This window comes from Pseudomonas sp. BW16M2 (assembly GCF_014268865.1).
In the GTDB taxonomy this organism is placed as follows: Bacteria; Pseudomonadota; Gammaproteobacteria; order Pseudomonadales; family Pseudomonadaceae; genus Aquipseudomonas; species Aquipseudomonas peradeniyensis.
On record NZ_JABWRI010000008.1, the window covers coordinates 179066 to 198510 of the forward strand.

Below are 19445 nucleotides of genomic sequence, written 5' to 3' on the forward strand. Positions count from 1 at the left end.
AGGCGCCATGGTAGATCAAAGTGCCAGCACCGGGAACCTGCAAAACCGATGAAAGCCGCATAGTCAAGGGCTCGGGAACGTAACGGCGCGTCAGGCAGCCCTGCACATCCTTGTCCAGTGGCCCCCATACAACTGTCGTCGCACCTATGCGACAATAGGCCCAATGTCTGGCCTCAACTCCCGCATTTTTCACCCAACAGCTGGGTCACAGCGTGCACATGCTGCTGTCGACGTATGCCCGTTGGCTCAACTCAAGCTCCGACTGGAGCGAGCTGGACAAGCTCAGGATTGGTATCAGATCCATATCAGCTGAAAATCCAGCCGCGTAAGTTACTGATAGGTAAGCGCTTTGATCTCCACCGCTAATATCACCATGCAGTTCGGCTCCAAGCCCCTGTTCGAAAACGTCTCGGTCAAATTCAACAACGGCAACCGCTACGGCCTGATCGGCGCCAACGGTTGCGGCAAGTCGACCTTCATGAAGATCCTCGGTGGCGACCTTGAGCCGTCCGGCGGCCAGGTGATGCTCGAGCCCAACACCCGCCTGGGCAAGCTGCGCCAGGATCAGTTCGCCTATGAAGAATTCACCGTGATCGACACGGTGATCATGGGCCACGAGCAGCTGTGGAAGGTCAAGGCCGAACGCGACCGCATCTACTCGCTGCCGGAGATGACCGAGGAAGACGGCATGGCCGTCGCCGAGCTGGAAACCGAGTTCGCCGAGATGGACGGCTACACCGCCGAGTCCCGCGCCGGCGAGCTGCTGCTGGGCCTGGGCATTCCCCTGGAACAGCACTTCGGCCCGATGAGCGAAGTCGCTCCGGGCTGGAAGCTGCGCGTGCTGCTGGCCCAGGCGCTGTTCTCCGACCCGGACGTGCTGCTGCTCGACGAGCCGACCAACCACCTGGACATCAACACCATCCGCTGGCTGGAAACCATCCTCACCGCGCGCAACAGCACCATGGTGATCATTTCCCACGACCGTCACTTCCTCAACAGCGTCTGCACCCACATGGCCGACCTGGACTACGGTGAGCTGCGCCTGTTCCCGGGCAACTACGACGAGTACATGACCGCGGCCACCCAGGCCCGCGAGCAACTGCTGTCGGACAACGCCAAGAAGAAAGCGCAGATCGCCGAGCTGCAGACCTTCGTCAGCCGCTTCTCGGCCAACGCCTCGAAAGCCAAGCAGGCCACCTCGCGCGCCAAGCAGATCGACAAGATCCAGCTGGCCGAGGTCAAGCCGTCGAGCCGGGTGAGCCCGTTCATCCGCTTCGAGCAGACCAAGAAGCTGCACCGCCAGGCGGTCACCGTCGAGAAGATGGCCAAGGCATTCGATGACAAGGTGCTGTTCAAGGACTTCAGCTTCACCATCGAAGCAGGCGAGCGCGTGGCCATCATCGGCCCCAACGGCATCGGCAAGACCACTCTGCTACGCACCCTGGTCGGTGAAATGACCCCGGACAAGGGCGAAGTGAAGTGGACCGACAGCGCCGAGGTGGGCTACTACGCCCAGGACCACGCCCACGATTTCGAAGACGATGTCACCCTGTTCGACTGGATGGGCCAGTGGACCAGCGGCGAGCAGGTGATCCGCGGCACCCTGGGGCGCATGCTGTTCTCCAACGACGAGATCCTCAAGTCGGTGAAGGTGATTTCCGGTGGTGAACAGGGCCGCATGCTGTTCGGCAAGCTGATCCTGCAGAAACCCAACGTGCTGGTGATGGACGAACCGACCAACCACCTGGACATGGAGTCGATCGAGGCGCTGAACCTGGCGCTGGAGAACTACCCGGGCACCCTGCTGTTCGTCAGCCATGACCGTGAGTTCGTGTCGTCGCTGGCCACCCGCATCATCGAGCTGACGGCCGATGGCGTGGTGGACTTCAGCGGGACCTACGACGACTACCTGCGCAGCCAGGGCGTGGTGGTCTGAGCCAACGCTGAGTAACCTTCATCGCGGGGCAAGCCCGCTCCCACAAGTGTCTCAAATACCCTTGTGGGAGCGGGCTTGCCCCGCGATGCGTTTAATTAGTTAGCCTGCTTTCTTTTCCGTTGCGCAACGGCCATGATGGGCACAGCCCACCGCCCGCCCGCGAACGAGCCCATGACCGCGCCACACGCCTCCAGCGTCACCCTGCAGATTCTCTCGATCGTCTTCTACACCTTCATCGCCTTCCTCTGCATCGGCCTGCCGATCGCGGTGCTGCCTGGGCATGTGCACGACCAGCTGGGCTTCGGCGCGGTGATCGCCGGCCTGACCATCGGCCTGCAGTACCTGGCCACCCTGCTCAGTCGGCCCTTCGCAGGACGGGTGGCGGACACCCTCGGCGGCAAGCGCGCGATCCGCTACGGCCTGTACGGCATCGCCGGCTGCGGCGTGCTGACCCTGCTGTCGGCCTGGGCCCTCGCCCTGCCCTGGCTGAGCCTGGCGCTGCTGCTGGGCGGCCGGTTGTTGCTGGGCGTCGCCCAGGGGCTGATCGGCGTCGCGACGCTGAGCTGGGGCATCGGCCAGGTGGGGCCGGAGCATACCGCGCGGGTCATTTCCTGGAACGGCATCGCCTCCTATGGCGCCATCGCCATCGGCGCGCCCGCTGGCGTGCTGCTGGTGGATGGATTGAGCTTCGCCGTGCTCGGTCCGGCACTGCTGGGCCTGGCGCTGCTGGCCCTGCTGGTGCTGCGCACGCGACCGGACGTGGTGGTGGTGCGCGGCGAACGGTTGCCGTTCTGGTCGGCGTTCGGCCGCGTGGCGCCCTGTGGCGTGGGGCTGACCCTGGCGTCGATCGGCTACGGCACCCTGACCACCTTCGTCACCCTCTACTATCTCGAGCGGGGCTGGATCGGCGCCGCCTGGTGCCTGAGCGCCTTCGGCCTGTGCTTCATCCTGTCGAGGCTGCTGTTCGTCAACGCGGTCAACCGCTTCGGCGGCTATAACGTGGCCATCGCCTGCATGGCCACCGAGGTGCTCGGGCTGACCCTGCTGTGGCTGGCACCCTCGCCGCTGTGGGCGATGGTCGGTGCCGGGCTGACCGGCTTCGGCCTGTCGCTGGTGTACCCGGCCCTGGGCGTCGAGGCAATCCGCCAGGTGCCCAGCAGCAGCCGTGGCGCCGGGCTGGGCGCCTACGCGGTGTTCTTCGACCTGGCACTGGCCATCGCCGGCCCGGTGATGGGCGCGGTGGCGGTGCACCTGGGGTATGCCTCGATCTTCTGCGTCGCCGCCCTGCTCGCCCTGTCAGGGGTGGGCCTGACCCTGCTGCTGGCCCGCCGCGGCTGAACGCTCGGCGGGCTCCGGCGCGCCCAGTGCCTGGCTGAAGAAGGCGGTGGTCTCGCTGCGCAGCGAACGATGGATATGCCGACGGTCGACGCCCTCGGCGTCCTTGCACAGTACCGGCATGCGCTGGTGCTGCTCATCATCGCACGGGGCCATGAACACGAAGTGCCCGGCGCCGGCCAGCAGGCGGTAGTCAGGCGTGACCGGCAGCTTGCGCGCCAGGGCATCGGCGTTATGCTCCAGGGCCAGGAGCTGGTCGTTGTCACCGCTGTAGATCAGCGCCGGCACCTGCACGCCGGCCAGGGCGTGGCGGCCGAACATCAGGCTCAACGGCGCCATCAGCATCACCGCGCCCACCCGGGGGTCGGCGCGGGGCGCCAGCTCGCTGTGGTCGGCGATCAGCACGCCATGGGTCTTGCAGGCGTCAGCGTCAGTGGGGCGTTGCTCGCAATAGCGGCGCAAGCGTTCGAGGTCGGGACGTGCGCCGGACAGGATCAGCGCGGTCTCGCCGCCGGCGGAATAGCCGATCACCCCGACCTTGCCATCGTTCAGGTACGGCGCGAGCAGCCTGTCATTTCGCGCCGCGGTGATCGCGGCGCTGATTTGCAGCGGCCGGCCATAGAGATTGCTGAGGGTGCCCAGGCGGCTATGGTCGCGATTATTGTCACCGGGGTGGACCACCGCCACCACCACGAAACCCTGGCGGGCCAGGCCATTGGCCAGGTCATGCAAGGCCATCGGGCTGCCGGTGTTGCCGTGCGAGATCACCAGCAGCGGGAACTGACCCATGGCTACCGGCGCCTCTTCGGCGACACGGGTCTGGTAGCCCTCGATGCGCACCGGGCGCGCTTCGCCGCTGGAAGGGTAGAACACCAGCGCCTGCATGGGGCGGGCGTCCACCGGGTCGGTTAGCGCCAAGCGGTGCAACCCGGCCACCCACGGCGCCGCGTCGGCGCGGGCCACCAGGCCGCCGAGCAGCAACAGCGCCATCAGCATACGGGTTCGTTTCATCGCAGGGCACTCCTCGTGGCAAGGCACTGCGCGGCACTCGGGTATGGATGCCAGCATAGAACCCGGCTCGCCGGCGGCACATGAAAACTGGATGAAAAAAGCCGACTGGCGCGCAGGGCGGCAGTCGGCTTTGTTTACGCAGTGGCGATCAGGCGGCGGCGAACAGCTCACCGGCGATCTGCGCCTGGGCGGCGTCGATGGCCTTGGCGCGGTGTTCCGGGCCATAAGCCAGGCCATGGGCGCGGACGATTTCCAGGTCGGTGATGCCGATGAAGCCGAGGAACACCTTGAGGAAGTCCTCATGGCCGACACCGGTCGGCTGGCCCTGGTGCAGGCCCCCGGCGGTGGACACCAGGATCACCTTCTTGTCGCCACACAGGCCTTCAGGGCCGGCCTCGGTGTAGCGGAAGGTCTTGCCGGCCACCGCTACGCGGTCGATCCAGGCCTTGAGCTGGGTCGGCACGGTGAAGTTGTACATCGGCGCGCCGATCACCACGGCGTCGGCGGCGAGGAATTCTTCCAGGGTCTCGGCGCTCAGCTTGGCCTCGTGGGCCTGGGCGGCGTCGCGCATCTCTTCCGGGGTACCGGCGGCGACCAGGGTGGCGGCGGAGAAGTGGCTGATGGCGTCGGCAGCCAGGTCACGGTAGACCACTTCGAGGCTCGGGTCGGCAGCTTTCCAGGCCTCGACCACTTCGCGGCTGAGCTGGCGGGAGGCGGAATTGTCGCCCAGGATGCTCGAATCGATATGCAACAGTTTCATGGGACTCTCCTGTGAATGAAGACCGCGGCGGTGGGCGATCACGATGGGAGCAATCCTATCGGCACATCGAATAGCTGATAAGTCGGTAAAAACGCGTTAGTTTGTTCCACTGATGGAACAATGAGACTGTCAAATGCAAGACCTCAACGATCTCTTCTACTTCGCCCGGGTGGTCGAAGCCGGTGGCTTCGCCGCCGCCGGGCGCCAGCTGGGCATCCCCAAGTCGCGCCTGTCGCGGCGCATCGCCGAGCTGGAGGAGCGTCTGGGCACCCGCCTGCTCCAGCGCACCACCCGCCAGCTCAAGCTCACCGCCGTGGGCGAGCGCTACCTGAACCATTGTCAGGCCATGCTGCTGGAGGCGGAGATGGCCGACGAGGTGGTGGCCAGCATGTCCAGCGAGCCCCGTGGCCGCTTGCGAGTGTCTTGCCCGGTGGCCCTGGCCCACGCGTTTCTACCGGATGTGATCAGCCGCTTTCTGGCCCAGTATCCCCTGGTGCAGCTGGACATGGTGCTGCTCAACCGCCGGGTCGACCTGATCTCCGAGGGCATCGACGTGGCCCTGCGGGTGCGTGACCTGGGTGACGAGGACCCAGCCCTGGTCACCCGCCGCCTGCGCCAGGCACAGATGCAACTGGTGGCCGCGCCGGGCTTCGCCGACCATATTCGCGAACCCGCCGAGTTGGCCAGCCTGCCGGTGCTCGGCGCGGCCGAGGCCGACCGCCTGGTGCACTTCCGTCTGCACGGGCCCCACGGTCGCCAGGAGGACGTCGCCCTGGAGCCGCGGCTGGCCATCGACGACTTCGTCGTGCGCAACGCTGCGGTGCGCGCCGGGCTGGGCTTCACCGCCCTGCCGTCGATGTTCTGCGAGGAGGAACTGGCCCGTGGCGAACTGGTGCGCCTGCTGCCAGACTGGTCGCTGCCCGGCGGCTACCTGCAGGCGGTCTACCCGCACCGTCGCGGCCTGCTGCCGGCGGTACGCGCGTGGATCGATCATCTGGCGGTCTCGTTCGAGGCCTGTGGAGAGCGTTATGTCTGAGAAAAGGATGTCCGAGGAGCAGGTGGCGGCGCTGTGCCTGGCCCTGCCCGGGGCACAGGAAGACTACAAATGGGGCGGCATCCGGGTGTTCTCGGTGGCCGGCAACAAGATGTTCGCCGTGCAGGACCTGGGCGGCGCCGGCTTGTCGTTCAAGGTGGCCGACGAGCTGTTCCTCGGCTACTGCGACCGCCCCGGCATTCGCCCCGCGCCCTACCTGGCGCGGGCGAAGTGGATCAGCATGCTGCCGCCCTACCCCATGGACCGCGACGAGCTGAGCGACCTGCTGCGGCGGTCGCACCAGTTGGTGGTGCAGCGCTTGCCCAAACGTCAGCAGGCGGGGTTGCTGCTTGGGCCGACAAGCTGAGTGCGCATCGCAGCACCTTTATGCCTGAATGGGCGGCCCTTTGAGTTCGACGCGGTTGCCATCGGGGTCGTAACAGTACAGCGAGACACCCTCGCCTTCAGCCCCATAGCGTTTCTCCCCGGCCTCGACCCGCACCCCGGCTTCACGCAGCAGTGTACTCAGCGCCGATTCATCAAACGGCTCGATGCGCAGGCAGAAATGATCGACATTGTGCCCGCTCGGGCCGGGCTGCGCGCCGCCCTGGCGTCCCAACGGACCATCGACAGCCACCAGGTCGATCAGGCCGTCGCCGGCCCCCAGGTGGATCATGCCCAGCGAATCCCGGCGTTTGCGCACCGGACAGCCAAGCAGTTCATGGTAGAAGGCCAGGCTGCGCTGCAGATCGCCGACGCGCAGGACCAGGTGGTCGATATGCAGGATGGTGAAAGCTGGCATGGCAATGCTCCACGTTCAGGCTTTGTCTAGACCATAGCAGCGTCGTCGCCGGCTGACCTTAGGCCGTCGCCGTCAATGGCCGACGGTGGGTCCGCCGCAGGTGCTGTGGGCCAAACGGCTCCGAGCATGTCAGCCATCGCCCTGGAGACAGCTCAACTATGTACCGCCACAGGCCCTTCCTACTGTCCTTGAATGGTCGCCCCCCCTCATTGGAGTGCGACCATGCACAGCATCGATCCTCCCTACCACCAGCAACAGATCCTGCGCAGCCTGCCGGGCTGGACCAGGCACCTGCATCCAACCCATGCGCAAAGGCTGTTGCGCCGGGCACACCGGGAGCATGTCAAGCCGGATGGACAGTTCGCGGACTGGTTCGTCCAGGCATCCCCTGTCCGCCAGGCTGAACTGCGCGAGGCCATCAAACAGAGAACGACCAGTAGCAAGGCACTGGCCAAGGCCTTACAGGATCTGCGGGGCATTACCGAGTTCTGCGAACCTTTGCTGAAGGAGCGACTGGGTGTGCAGGTGACCCTGACTGAAGCTCTGTTCAAGCAGCAACCCTTCACACAGGTACGGGAGGGCGGCGTCCCGGATCCAGGTGCCTCCCATGACATCCCCAACCCTCCGATCTTCATCGAACGGCCGTCCGGCCCTCCTACCCTCACCAGCCTGCTCGAAGCTGCCCTGCACAATTTCGAAGGCATGGCCGAAGTCGGCCCCTTCAGCACCCTGCAGGTCAGCGTCAACGACAGCGCCTCGATACCCGGGCTCAGCACCAGCGCATTCGTCAGCCACTGCCGTGCGCTCGACCTGGGCAAACGCTATCAGCAGCACCTGCGAAGCATCTACGGCGGTACGCGAAAAGCCGTGCTGCAATCACTGTGGAGCCGGGCGCGGTGCGATGAACTTGCCGTGCAGGCCCTGATTGCCCGTATGCGGGGACACATGACGGATGCTGGACTCCAGGCGTTGCTCCAGCTCAGCGCGATCGATGCAGCGCCGCGTTATGGAGGGGCAAAAGCCTCGATACGGACGTTGACCATGCTGGGTATCCAACTACATGACCTGTGGCTGTTGGCTGCCAACGACCAGTCCAATCCGCCCTATATCGTCTACCTGCCCTTCGACGATGATCGGCCGGTACAGGAGTTCATCGACCTGCTGGCCCTAGGTCGGTACCTGCGCCGCCGGCTGCTTGAGCCCGACTATCGAGAACGCTTTCTGGAGCATGTCGCCCTCAAGGATCGCCCCGAGATGGCGAGAAAACTCAAGGCCAGGCTGTTCGAAGGCCCCCAGGCCGAGGTCATCCCCCTCGAGACGCCTTCCCCCGCCTTTGCCGAGACCGAGCCCGGCACGCATCCCTGGCATGGACAAGAGATCGCCAGCGAAACAGGTGACCCGTCGGCTCCGCGCCCCGTCCGCTTCCCGGCGCTGGCGGTTCATGAAACCGCCATTGCCTTCCCGGTGTGGCCCAAGCTGTTCAACGACCACTTGCAACGCCTGCAGGACGACGCTCGCGGCGTGGCGGTACCAACGGCGGACATCGACGCCAAGGCCCGGCGCGAACGCCTGATGTTGTGGGGCGAGCGCGGCCTGACCCTGCTGGGCGTGGCGGCCATGTTCGTCCCCGGCCTGGACGTCGCCATGCTGGCCGTGGGCGCCGGCCAGGTCATGAGCAGCATCTTCCACGGCTTCGAGGCCTGGTCCGAAGGTGAAAACGCCGAGGCCGTGAGCCAGGTCGAATCGTTGCTCATCAACCTCGGCAGCGTGGTCGCCATCGCTGGCGTCGCCAAGCTGGCGAGAGCCTCCGGATTCGTCGACTGGATGGAAAGTCTCTGGCTTGATGGCGAGGAGCGGTTATGGCACCCGCAGCTAGCGTCGTACCGCAGCCCGGTTGAGCTGCCGATGGACCTGCAACCGGATGACGAAGGCATCCTGCAGTATGACGACCGGCATTTCGTGGAGCTGGACGACACCCTCCACGAGATCCGAAAAGACGCCGTGGGGGACTGGCGAATCCTCCATCCGGAAGATTCGCAGGCTTATCAGCCACGTTTGCATGGCAATGGCAAAGGGGCTTGGCGCATGGCGCACGAGCGGCCACAGGAATGGCTCCGGCTCAAGTTGATGCGCCGTCTCGGCCCACTTTGCCAGGGCCTGACCGATGACGACCTGCTGGCCGCACTCGACAGCAGCGGACTGGAACGAGGCGTGCTGGAACAGATCCACACCGATGGCAAGCGCCCTCCGCCACTGTTGGAGGACGCCCTGCGACGACTCAAAGCCGACAGCACCGCCGCCGACATCATCGCCCGCACCCGCCAGGGTCGTCCGCTGGCCGCCTGCAAACAGTTCGCCATCAGCGTGCTCGGCGAACTGCCCGGCTGGCCCGAGGATGTGGTGCTGGAGGTGTTCGAGGGTGCCGAACCGATGGGCAGCGCCACCCGCTATGGGCGCAACCGGCTCGGTGACACGGTCATCCAGCTGACCCGAAGCGACCTGGAGAACGGCGACCTGGCCCGGATCATCCTGGAAAACCTGGAGGAAGAAACGGTGGTGGCGCTGTTGCCTGAGGGTACAGCGGACGAGTACCGCCAACAGGCCTTGCAGACGCTGATGGCCGACCGCTTGAGCGCAAAGAGGGTGTCGCTTTTCGATAGTCTCTACAACGCCCAGCCCATGACAGTCCTCCCTGTGAGTTCGGCCATCGGCCGGCAGTTTCCCAGCCTGCCCCGGCAGGCACTCGACGAACTGGCCGGCCAAGCCAGCAGTGCCGAGCGGGACAGCCTGCTTGCAGGCAGGGTCCCCCTGCGTATCGCCGAGGAAGCTCGGCTACTGCAAGCCCGCGTGCGACTGGACCGGGCCATCCTCGGTCTGTACCGCGACAGCCTGGCCAACACCGATAGCCAGCTCATCAGCGACAACCTGCTGGCACGCCATCCGCAATGGTCCGTGCAACAGCGCTATCACGCGGCACTCGCCGACCGCTCCGCCGCCGCCCGGATGATTGGCCAGCAACCCGTGCCCTCCGGCTTTCGCTCGCCACTGCGGCTGAGTGATGGTAGGTATGGCTACCCTCTGAGTCCCGGAATATTCGCCTCTCGCGTCGAGCGCGAGCTGCATGCCTTGTACCCCGGGCTCACGGGGCGCGAGATCCGACAATTGCTCGGCACTCTGCGTGCCAGAGGTAGCGCGACCGAGCAGATTCAGGTGTTGCGCGCTCAACTGGCGGTGCTGCGCGAACAACTCGGCACCTGGGCCAGCGCGGGCGCCAACGACTGGGGCGAGGAAGTCGGCGCGTACTACAGCACGACCGCCGACCGGCTGGTCCGGGCCTGGCAGCGTCTGGACGGCGAGACACTCTACCTGTCCAACGTTGCCCTCGATGCGCTGCCGCCGCTTTCGACACGTTTCGACCATATCACCACGCTGGAGCTGGAGAACCTGAACGTGATCGAGATACCTGCCGATTTCCTGCAGGCTTTCCCGTCATTGCGGCGCTTCGATGTACGCAGCAGCCCGCAACTAAGCGGCACATCGGTCCTGCGAGCGCTGCGCAATGCCCCGCAACTGCGGGAACTGCGCTTGAGCAGTGCACGCCTGGGTGAGCTGCCGGCCACTGCCCACGAGGTATTGCCGACCCTGAACAATCTGCGCAGCCTGGAACTGCCCCGTAACCGTCTGACCCTCACCCTGCCCGACCTGCAGATGATCGCAGGCCTGCGCCTGGAGAACCTGGACTTGCGGGCCAACCGCATTGCGCTGGATGCGGACATGGCGGGCGCGTTCCGCTCAATGCGCGAACTGCGGCACTTGCACCTGACCTCGAATCCGCTGGGCCTCAGCCCAGACCTGAGCGGCCTGGAAAATCTGGCCACCCTGCGCCTGGACAGCGGCCAGCTTCAGCAGTGGCCCACCGGACTCAGCACCTTGATGCAACGCGTCCCCTGCATGCTGCGCGAAGTGGACCTGAGCATGAATCGCATCGGTCAGGTCCCCGATTTCGACACCCTCTTGAACTCAGCCTATTTCGACCATCTGCTGGCAAGACGTCCCAACTATCGCTGGCGCTTCAATTACAACTCTCTAGATGAAAACACCCGTGAAAGCCTGAGAGTCATTGGCGCCTCCGTCGAAGAGGAAGCGATCGCGGCCCCCCAGCCCGCTCCATCGCCGCGCTTCAACTGGCTGAGCAGCGCCAGCGAGAGGCAGCAAGCCACCTGGAACGCACTATTTGAAAGAGACCGCAATGCCTGCCTGCGTGATGTGGTCGAACAGGTCGGCATGTCGGCCAGTGCGCTGCGTCAGCCCAGGGCGTTTGCCCGCCAGGTCTGGACGCTGCTTGACCGGGCAGCTGCCAGCAGCCGTCTGCGCAAGCGATTGAACGAGGTGGCCGCCGCATTCCCGGTCAGCTGCGGCGATGCCGGTGCCGATGGGTTCGGTACGCTACAGATCGAGGTCATGGTCTACGATGAAGCCGAAGGCAGGGAGACTGCCACGCCACCGCTGTTCCAATTCTTCCGGCGGCTGTTCCGGCGTGATCAGGTGAACGCCCTGGCACAGGACCTGTACAACGCGCGGCTGGCGCGGCGCGATGCACTGCGGGTCTTGGACGCCTGGCAAGCCCGGCCGCTGGGCGAACGTGGCGCCAGGCCTGAGCTGCCGGACCTGCATCGCTTCGATACGCTGTCGGACGACGTGTTGCACAACGGCCTGGGCGAGGGTCTGGATCTGATCGAGATCCGCCTGGCCCTGCGCACCCGCTTGTCGAGGCGTCTCGATTTCCCCGAACCCCAGCAAGAGATGCTTTACCGACAAACCGCCGAAGTCTCTGGGTGGACCGAGAACGCGGTACATGACGACGTCGAGATACGAGACGCCAGCGCAGACTCGCGTCGCCAATGGATCTCCCGTCACCCGACCTGGCGCCGTCTGCTGCGCCGGGAGTTCAGTACCCGCTTCGATTCACTCAGGCATCGCTGGGACGTCGGAATCGATTACCTGGAAGGCAATGAACTGGACAGCACGTTGGACCCCACGGTAGTCGAGGCCCTGACCCAGGCGCTGGACCGTAGCCCCCTGGGCGAAGATGGCCAGCCCCTGCGCCAGGCCATCACCAGCGAGCATTATATTGCGGGCATGAACCGCATGGCCCTGGGCCTGGAAGAGGACGAAGACGCCCTTTACCTGCGCCTGACCACGCGCCGCGACCCCAACAACTGAATCTACTGGCCGCGCAGGTCTTCGAAGAAGGCCTGCCGGCCCTGCACCTGACTCGACGCGCGCGGCTGACCGGCAGTCTCGCCGCTGGCCTTTTCCACATGCCAATAGCAATGCCGGACTGCTCGCGTCACCGCCACATACGCAAGTCGCTGCACTTCTTCCTTCTGCGCCGTGTCGAACGCCTGGGCGTCACCGGGCTTGCCCAGGCCGGCCAGGCGGTAGACCTGGTTCTTGTACGGCGAACTGGTCAGGTACTGGCAATCACCCAGCATGAACACCGCGTCGGCCTGCAGGCCCTTGGCACTGTGATAGGTCAGCTGACGCAGACGGCGCTGGCCGGGCGGCAAGCTAGAATCGACTTTAATAACAGATGATAAATACTTTTCTATCAATAACTTATCGCTTGTTTTTCGAAACAGCATCATGACCGTTTCGCCTCGCTCATAGTGTTCGATCACGGTCTCGGCCAGTGCCGCCTCGTCCCGATCGAAGACCCTTACCGGCGCCAGCGGCAACTCGGCCGCCAGCCCGGCGGCCCTGGCCTTCTTGCCCGTGATGGCCGGCGCGCCTTTGACCAGGTGCTCGGCGGCATCAATGATGTGCTGCTGGCTGCGGTAGTTCTCCACCAGCATCACCCGCGTGTTGGCGGGTGACGGGAAAGCCTTGGTGAACTCCATGAAGTACTTCGGCGAACTGCCGCGCCAGCCGTAGATCGACTGCCAGTCATCGCCCACACACATCAGCGAAGAATGCTGCGCCACCCGCCCGACATGCAGGGCCGGGCCACGGCGGCGGATCTCGGCCAGGCTTGCACGCAGCCAGCTGACGATCTGCGGGGAGACGTCCTGGAATTCGTCGATCATCAGGTGCGCCAGGGGGCGCAGCAACGGGTCGGGCAACAACCCGAGGTTCTCCGGGTTGTTCTCGCCGAACAGGGCGAACATGCGATTGTAGGTCATTACCGGCGGCGACTGGGCCAGCAGGTGCGCCTCCAGCGCCTTCCAGTAAAGGGCCAGGGCTTCGAAGAAGACCGCATCGGTGTCGCCGGACGGAAAGCTCATGGCCGCCACCGCGGCATTGACGTCCAGGCCCAGGTTTTCGATGAAGCTTGCCGCGGTGACGAACGCGTCGAGCAACGGTGCCGGGGCCAGCTCACCCTTGACCTTGTACTCGAAGCCCGGGCCCGCCACGGCATCACCCACCAAGGATGCCGCCAGGCGCTTGGCCGACGAGTAGTTATCAAGCCATATCAATGGCTTATCGCAAAAAGCTTGAAATAAGGTGCGCTTCACCGCCCATTCCGCACGCACCGCCAGCTTGGCGCCAGGGCGCTGGTACTGGCCGCTCTCGGCCGGATCGAAGCCCAGCACCACCCAGGCATCCAGCCCTTCCAGACGACCGTGCACATGGAAGCGGCTGCCACGGATCTGCACCGTGTCCCGGCACGGCTCGATGCCCTTGATCGGCCAGGCGCCAGCGGCGAACCACAGGTCCTCGATCACATCGCACAGCTCCTCGTCGCGCTGGGCCGCCAACTGGGTCACCTGGGCGCGCTTCTGCACGTCCGGGTGATCCGGATCCAGCGGCTTGAGCAGCAGGGCTTCCTGGCGCAGCGCACCGATCAACTGGGCGAAACGCGGGCTCTGGCCCATCAGGTCGCGGTAGCACAGGTTGAGCTGCTGGCGCTGGGCGTCGTTCAGGCGCAGGTCGAACGGGTTGCTGTCGGCACTGGCCTCGCTTCCAACAGGCATCTCGGTGCCCAGGGTCTCGAACGCCCGCACCTGGGCGAAGCCCGGCAGGCTACGCACCAGCGGCAGGATACGCGAGTGGAAGGTGCGCACCAGCTCGCGGCCCTGGGCTGGCGTCAGCTCGACCTGCCACAGGGCGAACACCTGCAGCAGGCGCTGGATGAAGTCCTTGCGCGACTCGCGGGTGAAGGTCACCACGGTCAGGGCATCGAGTTCGAAGCCCAGGTAGTGGCGCAGCAACAGGATGCGCAGCACCAGCGAGGTCGACTTGCCCGCCCCGGCACCGGCCACCACGCAAGTGGACGGTGTGTCGCTGAAGATCAGCTTCCATTGCGCCGCACTCGGTTGTGCCTCGGCAGGCAAGCGCTGGGCGACATCGGCCTTGAAGCGCTTCTTCAGCTCGGTGGTCAACGGCAGGCGCCAGTCGTCAAACAGGTTGTCGTCCTGGCCCGGCACGGCAACGTGCTCGGGGCGGGTATCGCGAATCACCAGAACCTGGCGCCCGGCCTCATAACCATCCACCCGGCCTCGCTCATAGCCTTCGCGCAAACCGTCGGCATGGCCGTTGCGTTGCCCCGTGGCGTGACCCAGGAACCAGGAGTCGCGGTGTTGCGCCTGCAGGTGCGACAGGCCACGCCCTAGCAGGCGGGCCGCCAGGCGGCGCAGCCAGGGCAACTGGGCGGGCGGGGTCAGGTCGGCCGGGGCCTGGGGATGCTCGTGAGACACGGTCACTCCATTGAAAATCGAAACAGCGGGCATGTTCGCCTCATCCGCGCAAAAGTGCCAGCGAATGCTTATGGATCAGGTAATTAGGCGATGAAACGCATGCTGATTCACACAAATCAACATCGAATTATCAGATCATATAAAGCCGATATTTACGCTTTTTATCGATCTATCAAAGCCGCATCATGGCCCCATTCCACCGAATCAGAGGAGCATCACCATGCTGCAACTGCGACCCTTCGAAAGCCTTGGCCACGCCAACCACGGCTGGCTGGACGCCCACCATCACTTCTCGTTCGCCGAATACCATGACCCGGCGCGCATGCACTGGGGCAACCTGCGGGTCTGGAACGACGACCTGATCGCCGCCGGCGCAGGCTTCCCACCGCATCCGCACCGTGACATGGAGATCATCACCTACGTCCGCGAAGGTGCCATCACCCACCAGGACAGCCTGGGCAACAAGGGCCGTACCGAGGCCGGCGACGTGCAGGTGATGAGTGCCGGCAGCGGTATCGTCCACAGCGAATACAACCTGGAGAAGGTCGACACGCGGATCTTCCAGATCTGGATCATTCCCGAGAAGGTCGGCGACGCGCCGTCCTGGGGTACCCGACCGTTCCCCAAAGGCGAGCGCGGCGAGGGCTTCGTGACCCTGGCCAGCGGCCGCGAGGGCGATGAGGACAGCCTGCGCATCCGCACCGACGCCCGCCTGGTGGCCGCCACCCTGCGCGCCGGGGAAAGCGCCGAGTATCGCCTCGATGAAGGTCGCCGTGGCTACCTGGTGCCGGCCAAGGGGCTGGTCGAAGTGAACGGGCTGCAGGCCAAGGCACGCGACGGCGTGGCGATCGAGCAGGAGACGGTGCTGAAGGTGACCGCGCTGCAGGACAGCGAGATCGTGCTGGTAGATGTGGCCTGATCCACCTCGAACACGGGGCAAGCCCACTTGGGCTTGTCCCGCGTTAGCCTCGCCGCCTGAGCGTTTCCGACGGCAACTCACCGAAACGCTGGCGATAGCTCTCGGAAAACCGCCCCAAGTGCAGGAAGCCGTAGTCCAGCGCCAGTTCGGTCACGCTGCGCACCGCGCAGCTGGGATCGCTCAGGCAGGCCTGCACGCGCTCCAGCTTGCGTTGGCGGATGTACTGCCGAGGCGTGGTATTCAGATGGCGATCGAACAGCGCATACAACGAGCGCACACTCATGTTCGCCTGCTCGGCCAGCGCTTCGGCGCTCACTTCCAGCTTCAGGTTGCGCTCCACGTAATCCAGGATCCGCTCCAGGCCTGCGCCCGCCCCGCTCAGCGTCTCCATCCGCACGTTGGTGCTCATCAGCGTCAGCAGCTTGCTGGCGATGATCTGGCTGTAATGCCCCTGTACTCGCGGCAACGAGCCGCTCACTTCGGCTTCGTTGCAGATCATGCCCAAAAGATTGAGAAAGCCGCCCAGCTCTTCCAGCCGGTAGTGGTTGCGCAGGAAGCGCACGCCGCCGCTGGGCCGTTGCCAGCGCTGCTCGTCGCAAATGCTGTCGAGCAGGCGCACCGGCACCTTGAGGATGAACTTCTCGCAATCCTCGGAATAGGTCAGGTCCACCGGGTCATCCGGATTGATCAGCAACAGCTCGCCCGGCACCAGGTGGTGTTCGCGCTGATGCCCGCGCCACAGGCAGTTGCCGTTGAGCAACACCTGCAGGTGGTAGATGGTTTCCAGCGCTGGCGAGGTGACCCGCACGCTGCCGCCGTAGCTGATCCGGCACAGGTCCAGCTCGGCGAACTTGCGGTGGCTGAGGCTGGCCTGGGGGTGGGTGGTGCGGGACAGGCCGATATGGTGCTGGCCCACATGCCGGTTCACGTAGTCGGACACGGCATAAGGGTCGGCATGGTGGAACACGCAGCTTTGCTCGCTCAGCAGGCGGCTTTCCATGGGCAAGGCACTCGCCATCGTTATTGTTATGGGCGCCGCCCGCTGCTACCCGGGAGGGTGCGCAGGTGGTCGTTCACGGTCATTCTATCCAGCCGCCCGGGCTGTGTCGGGGCAGGTGACGGTCGGCTGGCAAGGCCCACACTAAGCAAAAACCCGGGGTCTGGGCAATGCGCAGGCGACAAACGCCGGGCGGACAGCGGACAGTGCGCGGATCAGCTTGTGCGATCAGCGAACACAGCTCATTGCACCGGCAGGAAATTCATCAGCAGCAGGCTCTGCGCGTAGTTCAGGCCGATCCTCCGGTAGCGCTCATCGAGCATTTGCGCCAGCAGGTCCAGGCGGGCGACGACCTTGCCGAACTCGACCGCAAAACTCAGGTTACTGCCCTGCTCGGAGATCTCGTTGGAGAACAGCAGCAGCACACCGTTGGCATCCTGGCGCTGGCTGAGCATCCAGGTGGCCTTCTCGATGTTGCGGGCGGCGTTGTTGATGAACAACGGGTCGAGGGTGTCGGTCATGTAGAACTCGGTGCGTCCGCCATGGGCGGTGACCAGCATGCTGCCGATGGCGTAGATGAACGCGCCTACCCGATCACCGCGAAACTCAGGGCTCAGGGCGTAGCTCAGGGCAGCCAGGTCACGGCGCTCGCCCAGTTGCGGCAAGGGTTGGCGTTGCTCGATGGCGATACGGATCTGCCGCGCCGCCGTGGTGGCGTCGAGGTAGCCGGACTGCTTCCACTGGCTGGGGTTGCGCAGGTACAGCTTGTTCATCAGCAGGTAGAGGCTTTGCAGGTTGTCGCGCATGGCCAGGGTCGCCATGCGGTCGACACTGGTCTGGAACAGCTCGTCCGGCTTGCCGTTGCCGAACTGGGTGAGCATGTCACGCCCCTGTTGCTGGGTACAGGCAGCCAGGCACGCCAGGCTGCCGGCCAGTAGTAGACAGCGGGGAAACTGGATGAGTCGTCGTACGGCCATCGGCACCGGTGGGAGTCGTCGGCCCTGCCGGGGATCGGCGGGGCCTGGCCATGCATAGAACGCACAAATGGGAAAAAGTGCGATGGTCAGGCCGATTGCCGGCGCGCAGCCTTACACGGCGTGACGCAACATCTCCACCGCCTGCGCATGCAGCGCCGGATCGCCACAGGCCACCACGCAGCCACCGTCCTGGGCTGAGCTGCCGTCCCAGGCGGTGATGACGCCGCCCGCCCCTTCGATGATCGGCATCAGCGCCTGCACGTCGTACGGCTGCAGGCTCGCCTCGACGATCACATCGACGAACCCCGATGCCAGCATGCAGTAGGCGTAGCAGTCACCGCCGTAGCGCATCAGCCGCGCCTTGCCGGCGACCGCCTCGAAGGCCGCCTTGCGTGCCGGGGTGTCAAACATATCGGGGGTGGTGCACATCAGCGTGGCCGAAGCCAGGTCGGCGCAGGCGCGGGTCTTCAGCGGCGTGTCGCCGCGCCATGCGCCTTGTGGGGTGCCGATGAAGCGCTCGCCGGTGAACGGCTGGTTCATCACACCGACCACCGGGCGCTCGCCATCGTTAAGGGCGATCAGCGTGCCCCACAACGGCAGGCCGGTGATGAAGGCACGGGTGCCGTCGATCGGGTCGAGCACCCAGGTCAGCGGGCTGCTGCCCTGTGCGGCGCCCTGCTCCTCGCCGAGGATGCCATGGGCCGGATAACGGGCCTGGATCAGCTGGCGCATGGCCTCTTCGGCGGCCTTGTCGGCGACGGTCACCGGGTCGTACAGGCGTCCGCCCTTGTCCTCGACATCCAGGCTGGCACGAAAATACGGCTGGATCGCGGTGGCGGCGGCATCGGCCAGCTGTTCGGCGAAATGGCGGAATTCGACGATCTGGTCAGCGCTCAGGGACATGGGGCGGGCCTCGTGATTGGAAAGGATCGGCATGATACCCGACTGCACGATGAAGCGGATTCCGGCGGCATCAATGATATTGTTATGCCATTATTCCTGCTTCATTTAACCGTCACTCAATCGTTGTACTAGGATAGCAAGCAGCTTCAACGGCCCCGCCGGCAGTCAAGGACGCTGGTCACTGGCGCGCGCAGGCCTTCGTTCCACCGCTTATCATGGATGACACGATGAATTCGCACTTGCTCTTTCCGCAGATCGGCAAAGTCATAGCCAGTACCGGCAGCCGCCATTTTCCGCGGCATCTGCACGACCTGATCCAGACCCACCTGACCATCGACGCCACGCATATTCGCCAATTGCGCGACCCGGTTTGCGCCACCCGCCCGGACGCGACGCTGATCAGCGAGACGGTGTTCAGTGCCGGCGATTCGGGCGAAGACTTCGACGACCCTGCCCGCCTGCACCTGGCGCGGCGCAAGGATGGTTACCGTTACGAGATCACGGTGTTGCGGGCTGACCCTAGGGTTGGCTTCTCGGCGACCGAGCGCAGCCGGCTCGAAGACATTTCACCGTTGCTGCTGCCGATGCTGGAGAAGCACATCAATGCCTTGCAGCCGGCCGCGCCTGGATCGGTGGACCTCGACAGTGTCGAGCAGCGGTTTTTGGAACGGCTGCGACAGACGGGGATCCGGCTGTCGCAGCGGGAGATGCAGGTGTGCGAGGGGTTGCTGGCCGGGCTTACGGCGCCGCAGCAGGCCGAGCACTTGCGGCTCAAGGTCAATACGGTGGAGAGCTACCTGCGCAGAGCGGCGATCAAGTTGGGGATCAGTGGGCGGCATTCGTTGATGAGGTGGATGTATGCTGAAGGCTGAATGGGGTTCTTTGGTGCTTGTTTTGAGCTTTTTATGCGCATTCATTGGCGATGGTGACGCATAGTCACCTTTTCGCCCTTACGGCGAGTTCCTTTTTGAAGGTCCACCATGTGTTCGGTCTCTACAGAAGGATCAAAAAGGAACCAAAAAATCCTCGCTCCATTCATCCGGCCCCTACGCTTCGCTCCGGGGTTCCCTCGCTC

14 protein-coding genes are annotated in these 19445 nt (G+C 64.8%); 7 read left to right on the plus strand and 7 right to left on the minus strand.

Features of this window, described 5'->3' with window-relative positions:
* Positions 1-349 precede the first annotated feature (349 nt).
* The gene (locus HU735_RS10380) at positions 350-1936 is read left to right on the plus strand and encodes an ABC-F family ATPase (RefSeq protein WP_050705397.1); all 1587 of its coding nucleotides are present in this window, start codon (positions 350-352) and stop codon (positions 1934-1936) included.
* Positions 1937-2107: 171 nt separating this feature from the next.
* Positions 2108-3274 carry an MFS transporter gene (locus HU735_RS10385; protein ID WP_186713409.1) on the plus strand — a complete coding sequence of 389 codons (1167 nt, stop codon included), beginning with the start codon at positions 2108-2110 and terminating at the stop codon, positions 3272-3274.
* Here the strand turns inward: HU735_RS10385 and HU735_RS10390 are convergent.
* Both HU735_RS10390 and HU735_RS10395 read right to left on the minus strand, forming a co-directional pair.
* A complete protein-coding gene (locus HU735_RS10390) occupies positions 3233-4282 on the minus strand; it encodes a dienelactone hydrolase (RefSeq protein ID WP_186713410.1) in 1050 nt (349 codons plus the stop codon). The two genes, HU735_RS10385 and HU735_RS10390, sit on opposite strands and share 42 nt — an antisense overlap.
* 148 nt (positions 4283-4430) lie before the next feature.
* Complete coding sequence (locus HU735_RS10395; RefSeq protein ID WP_062363121.1) at positions 4431-5042, minus strand: FMN-dependent NADH-azoreductase; 612 nt, start codon at positions 5040-5042, stop codon at positions 4431-4433.
* A 133-nt stretch (positions 5043-5175) separates the two neighbouring features.
* Between HU735_RS10395 and HU735_RS10400 the strand changes: the two genes are divergently transcribed.
* Both HU735_RS10400 and HU735_RS10405 read left to right on the plus strand, forming a co-directional pair.
* Positions 5176-6078, plus strand: coding sequence for a LysR substrate-binding domain-containing protein (locus HU735_RS10400; RefSeq protein ID WP_186713411.1), 903 nt, complete (start codon positions 5176-5178; stop codon positions 6076-6078).
* Positions 6071-6442 (plus strand): MmcQ/YjbR family DNA-binding protein, encoded by a 372-nt coding sequence (locus HU735_RS10405; RefSeq protein WP_186713412.1) that lies wholly within the window; start codon positions 6071-6073, stop codon positions 6440-6442. The genes HU735_RS10400 and HU735_RS10405 overlap by 8 nt, the downstream gene beginning before the upstream one ends.
* 18 nt (positions 6443-6460) lie before the next feature.
* Here HU735_RS10405 and HU735_RS10410 read toward each other — a convergent pair whose 3' ends face one another.
* On the minus strand, positions 6461-6877 hold the full coding sequence (locus tag HU735_RS10410; RefSeq protein WP_186713413.1) for a VOC family protein: 417 nt from the start codon (positions 6875-6877) through the stop codon (positions 6461-6463).
* Between the two features lie 222 nt (positions 6878-7099).
* Here HU735_RS10410 and HU735_RS10415 point away from each other — a divergent pair, with 222 nt between their 5' ends.
* Positions 7100-12100 (plus strand): DUF6543 domain-containing protein, encoded by a 5001-nt coding sequence (locus HU735_RS10415; RefSeq protein WP_186713414.1) that lies wholly within the window; start codon positions 7100-7102, stop codon positions 12098-12100.
* Positions 12101-12102: 2 nt separating this feature from the next.
* Here the strand turns inward: HU735_RS10415 and HU735_RS10420 are convergent, their stop codons facing one another.
* Positions 12103-14607 carry a UvrD-helicase domain-containing protein gene (locus tag HU735_RS10420; protein ID WP_186713415.1) on the minus strand — a complete coding sequence of 835 codons (2505 nt, stop codon included), beginning with the start codon at positions 14605-14607 and terminating at the stop codon, positions 12103-12105.
* Between the two features lie 187 nt (positions 14608-14794).
* Here HU735_RS10420 and HU735_RS10425 point away from each other — a divergent pair, with 187 nt between their 5' ends.
* A complete protein-coding gene (locus HU735_RS10425) occupies positions 14795-15493 on the plus strand; it encodes a pirin family protein (RefSeq protein WP_186713416.1) in 699 nt (232 codons plus the stop codon).
* A 43-nt stretch (positions 15494-15536) separates the two neighbouring features.
* Here the strand turns inward: HU735_RS10425 and HU735_RS10430 are convergent, their stop codons facing one another.
* From HU735_RS10430 to hisN, 3 genes are all read right to left on the minus strand, one after another.
* The gene (locus HU735_RS10430) at positions 15537-16493 is read right to left on the minus strand and encodes an AraC family transcriptional regulator (RefSeq protein ID WP_186713417.1); all 957 of its coding nucleotides are present in this window, start codon (positions 16491-16493) and stop codon (positions 15537-15539) included.
* A gap of 239 nt (positions 16494-16732) precedes the next feature.
* Positions 16733-17467 (minus strand): hypothetical protein, encoded by a 735-nt coding sequence (locus tag HU735_RS10435; protein ID WP_186713418.1) that lies wholly within the window; start codon positions 17465-17467, stop codon positions 16733-16735.
* Between the two features lie 111 nt (positions 17468-17578).
* Positions 17579-18370, minus strand: a complete 792-nt coding sequence (hisN, locus tag HU735_RS10440; RefSeq protein ID WP_186713419.1) for a histidinol-phosphatase — start codon at positions 18368-18370, stop codon at positions 17579-17581.
* A gap of 227 nt (positions 18371-18597) precedes the next feature.
* Here hisN and HU735_RS10445 point away from each other — a divergent pair, with 227 nt between their 5' ends.
* On the plus strand, positions 18598-19242 hold the full coding sequence (locus HU735_RS10445; protein WP_186713420.1) for a helix-turn-helix transcriptional regulator: 645 nt from the start codon (positions 18598-18600) through the stop codon (positions 19240-19242).
* Positions 19243-19445: the final 203 nt, after the last annotated feature.

Coding starts and splice junctions, on each gene's coding strand:
- HU735_RS10385 (WP_186713409.1), top strand. CDS start 2,108: ATGACCGCGCCACACGCCTCCAGCGTCACCCTGCAGATTCTCTCGATC.
- HU735_RS10390 (WP_186713410.1), bottom strand. CDS start 4,282: ATGAAACGAACCCGTATGCTGATGGCGCTGTTGCTGCTCGGCGGCCTG.
- HU735_RS10395 (WP_062363121.1), bottom strand. CDS start 5,042: ATGAAACTGTTGCATATCGATTCGAGCATCCTGGGCGACAATTCCGCC.
- HU735_RS10400 (WP_186713411.1), top strand. CDS start 5,176: ATGCAAGACCTCAACGATCTCTTCTACTTCGCCCGGGTGGTCGAAGCC.
- HU735_RS10405 (WP_186713412.1), top strand. CDS start 6,071: ATGTCTGAGAAAAGGATGTCCGAGGAGCAGGTGGCGGCGCTGTGCCTG.
- HU735_RS10410 (WP_186713413.1), bottom strand. CDS start 6,877: ATGCCAGCTTTCACCATCCTGCATATCGACCACCTGGTCCTGCGCGTC.
- HU735_RS10415 (WP_186713414.1), top strand. CDS start 7,100: ATGCACAGCATCGATCCTCCCTACCACCAGCAACAGATCCTGCGCAGC.
- HU735_RS10420 (WP_186713415.1), bottom strand. CDS start 14,607: ATGCCCGCTGTTTCGATTTTCAATGGAGTGACCGTGTCTCACGAGCAT.
- HU735_RS10425 (WP_186713416.1), top strand. CDS start 14,795: ATGCTGCAACTGCGACCCTTCGAAAGCCTTGGCCACGCCAACCACGGC.
- HU735_RS10430 (WP_186713417.1), bottom strand. CDS start 16,493: ATGGAAAGCCGCCTGCTGAGCGAGCAAAGCTGCGTGTTCCACCATGCC.
- HU735_RS10435 (WP_186713418.1), bottom strand. CDS start 17,467: ATGGCCGTACGACGACTCATCCAGTTTCCCCGCTGTCTACTACTGGCC.
- hisN (WP_186713419.1), bottom strand. CDS start 18,370: ATGTCCCTGAGCGCTGACCAGATCGTCGAATTCCGCCATTTCGCCGAA.
- HU735_RS10445 (WP_186713420.1), top strand. CDS start 18,598: ATGAATTCGCACTTGCTCTTTCCGCAGATCGGCAAAGTCATAGCCAGT.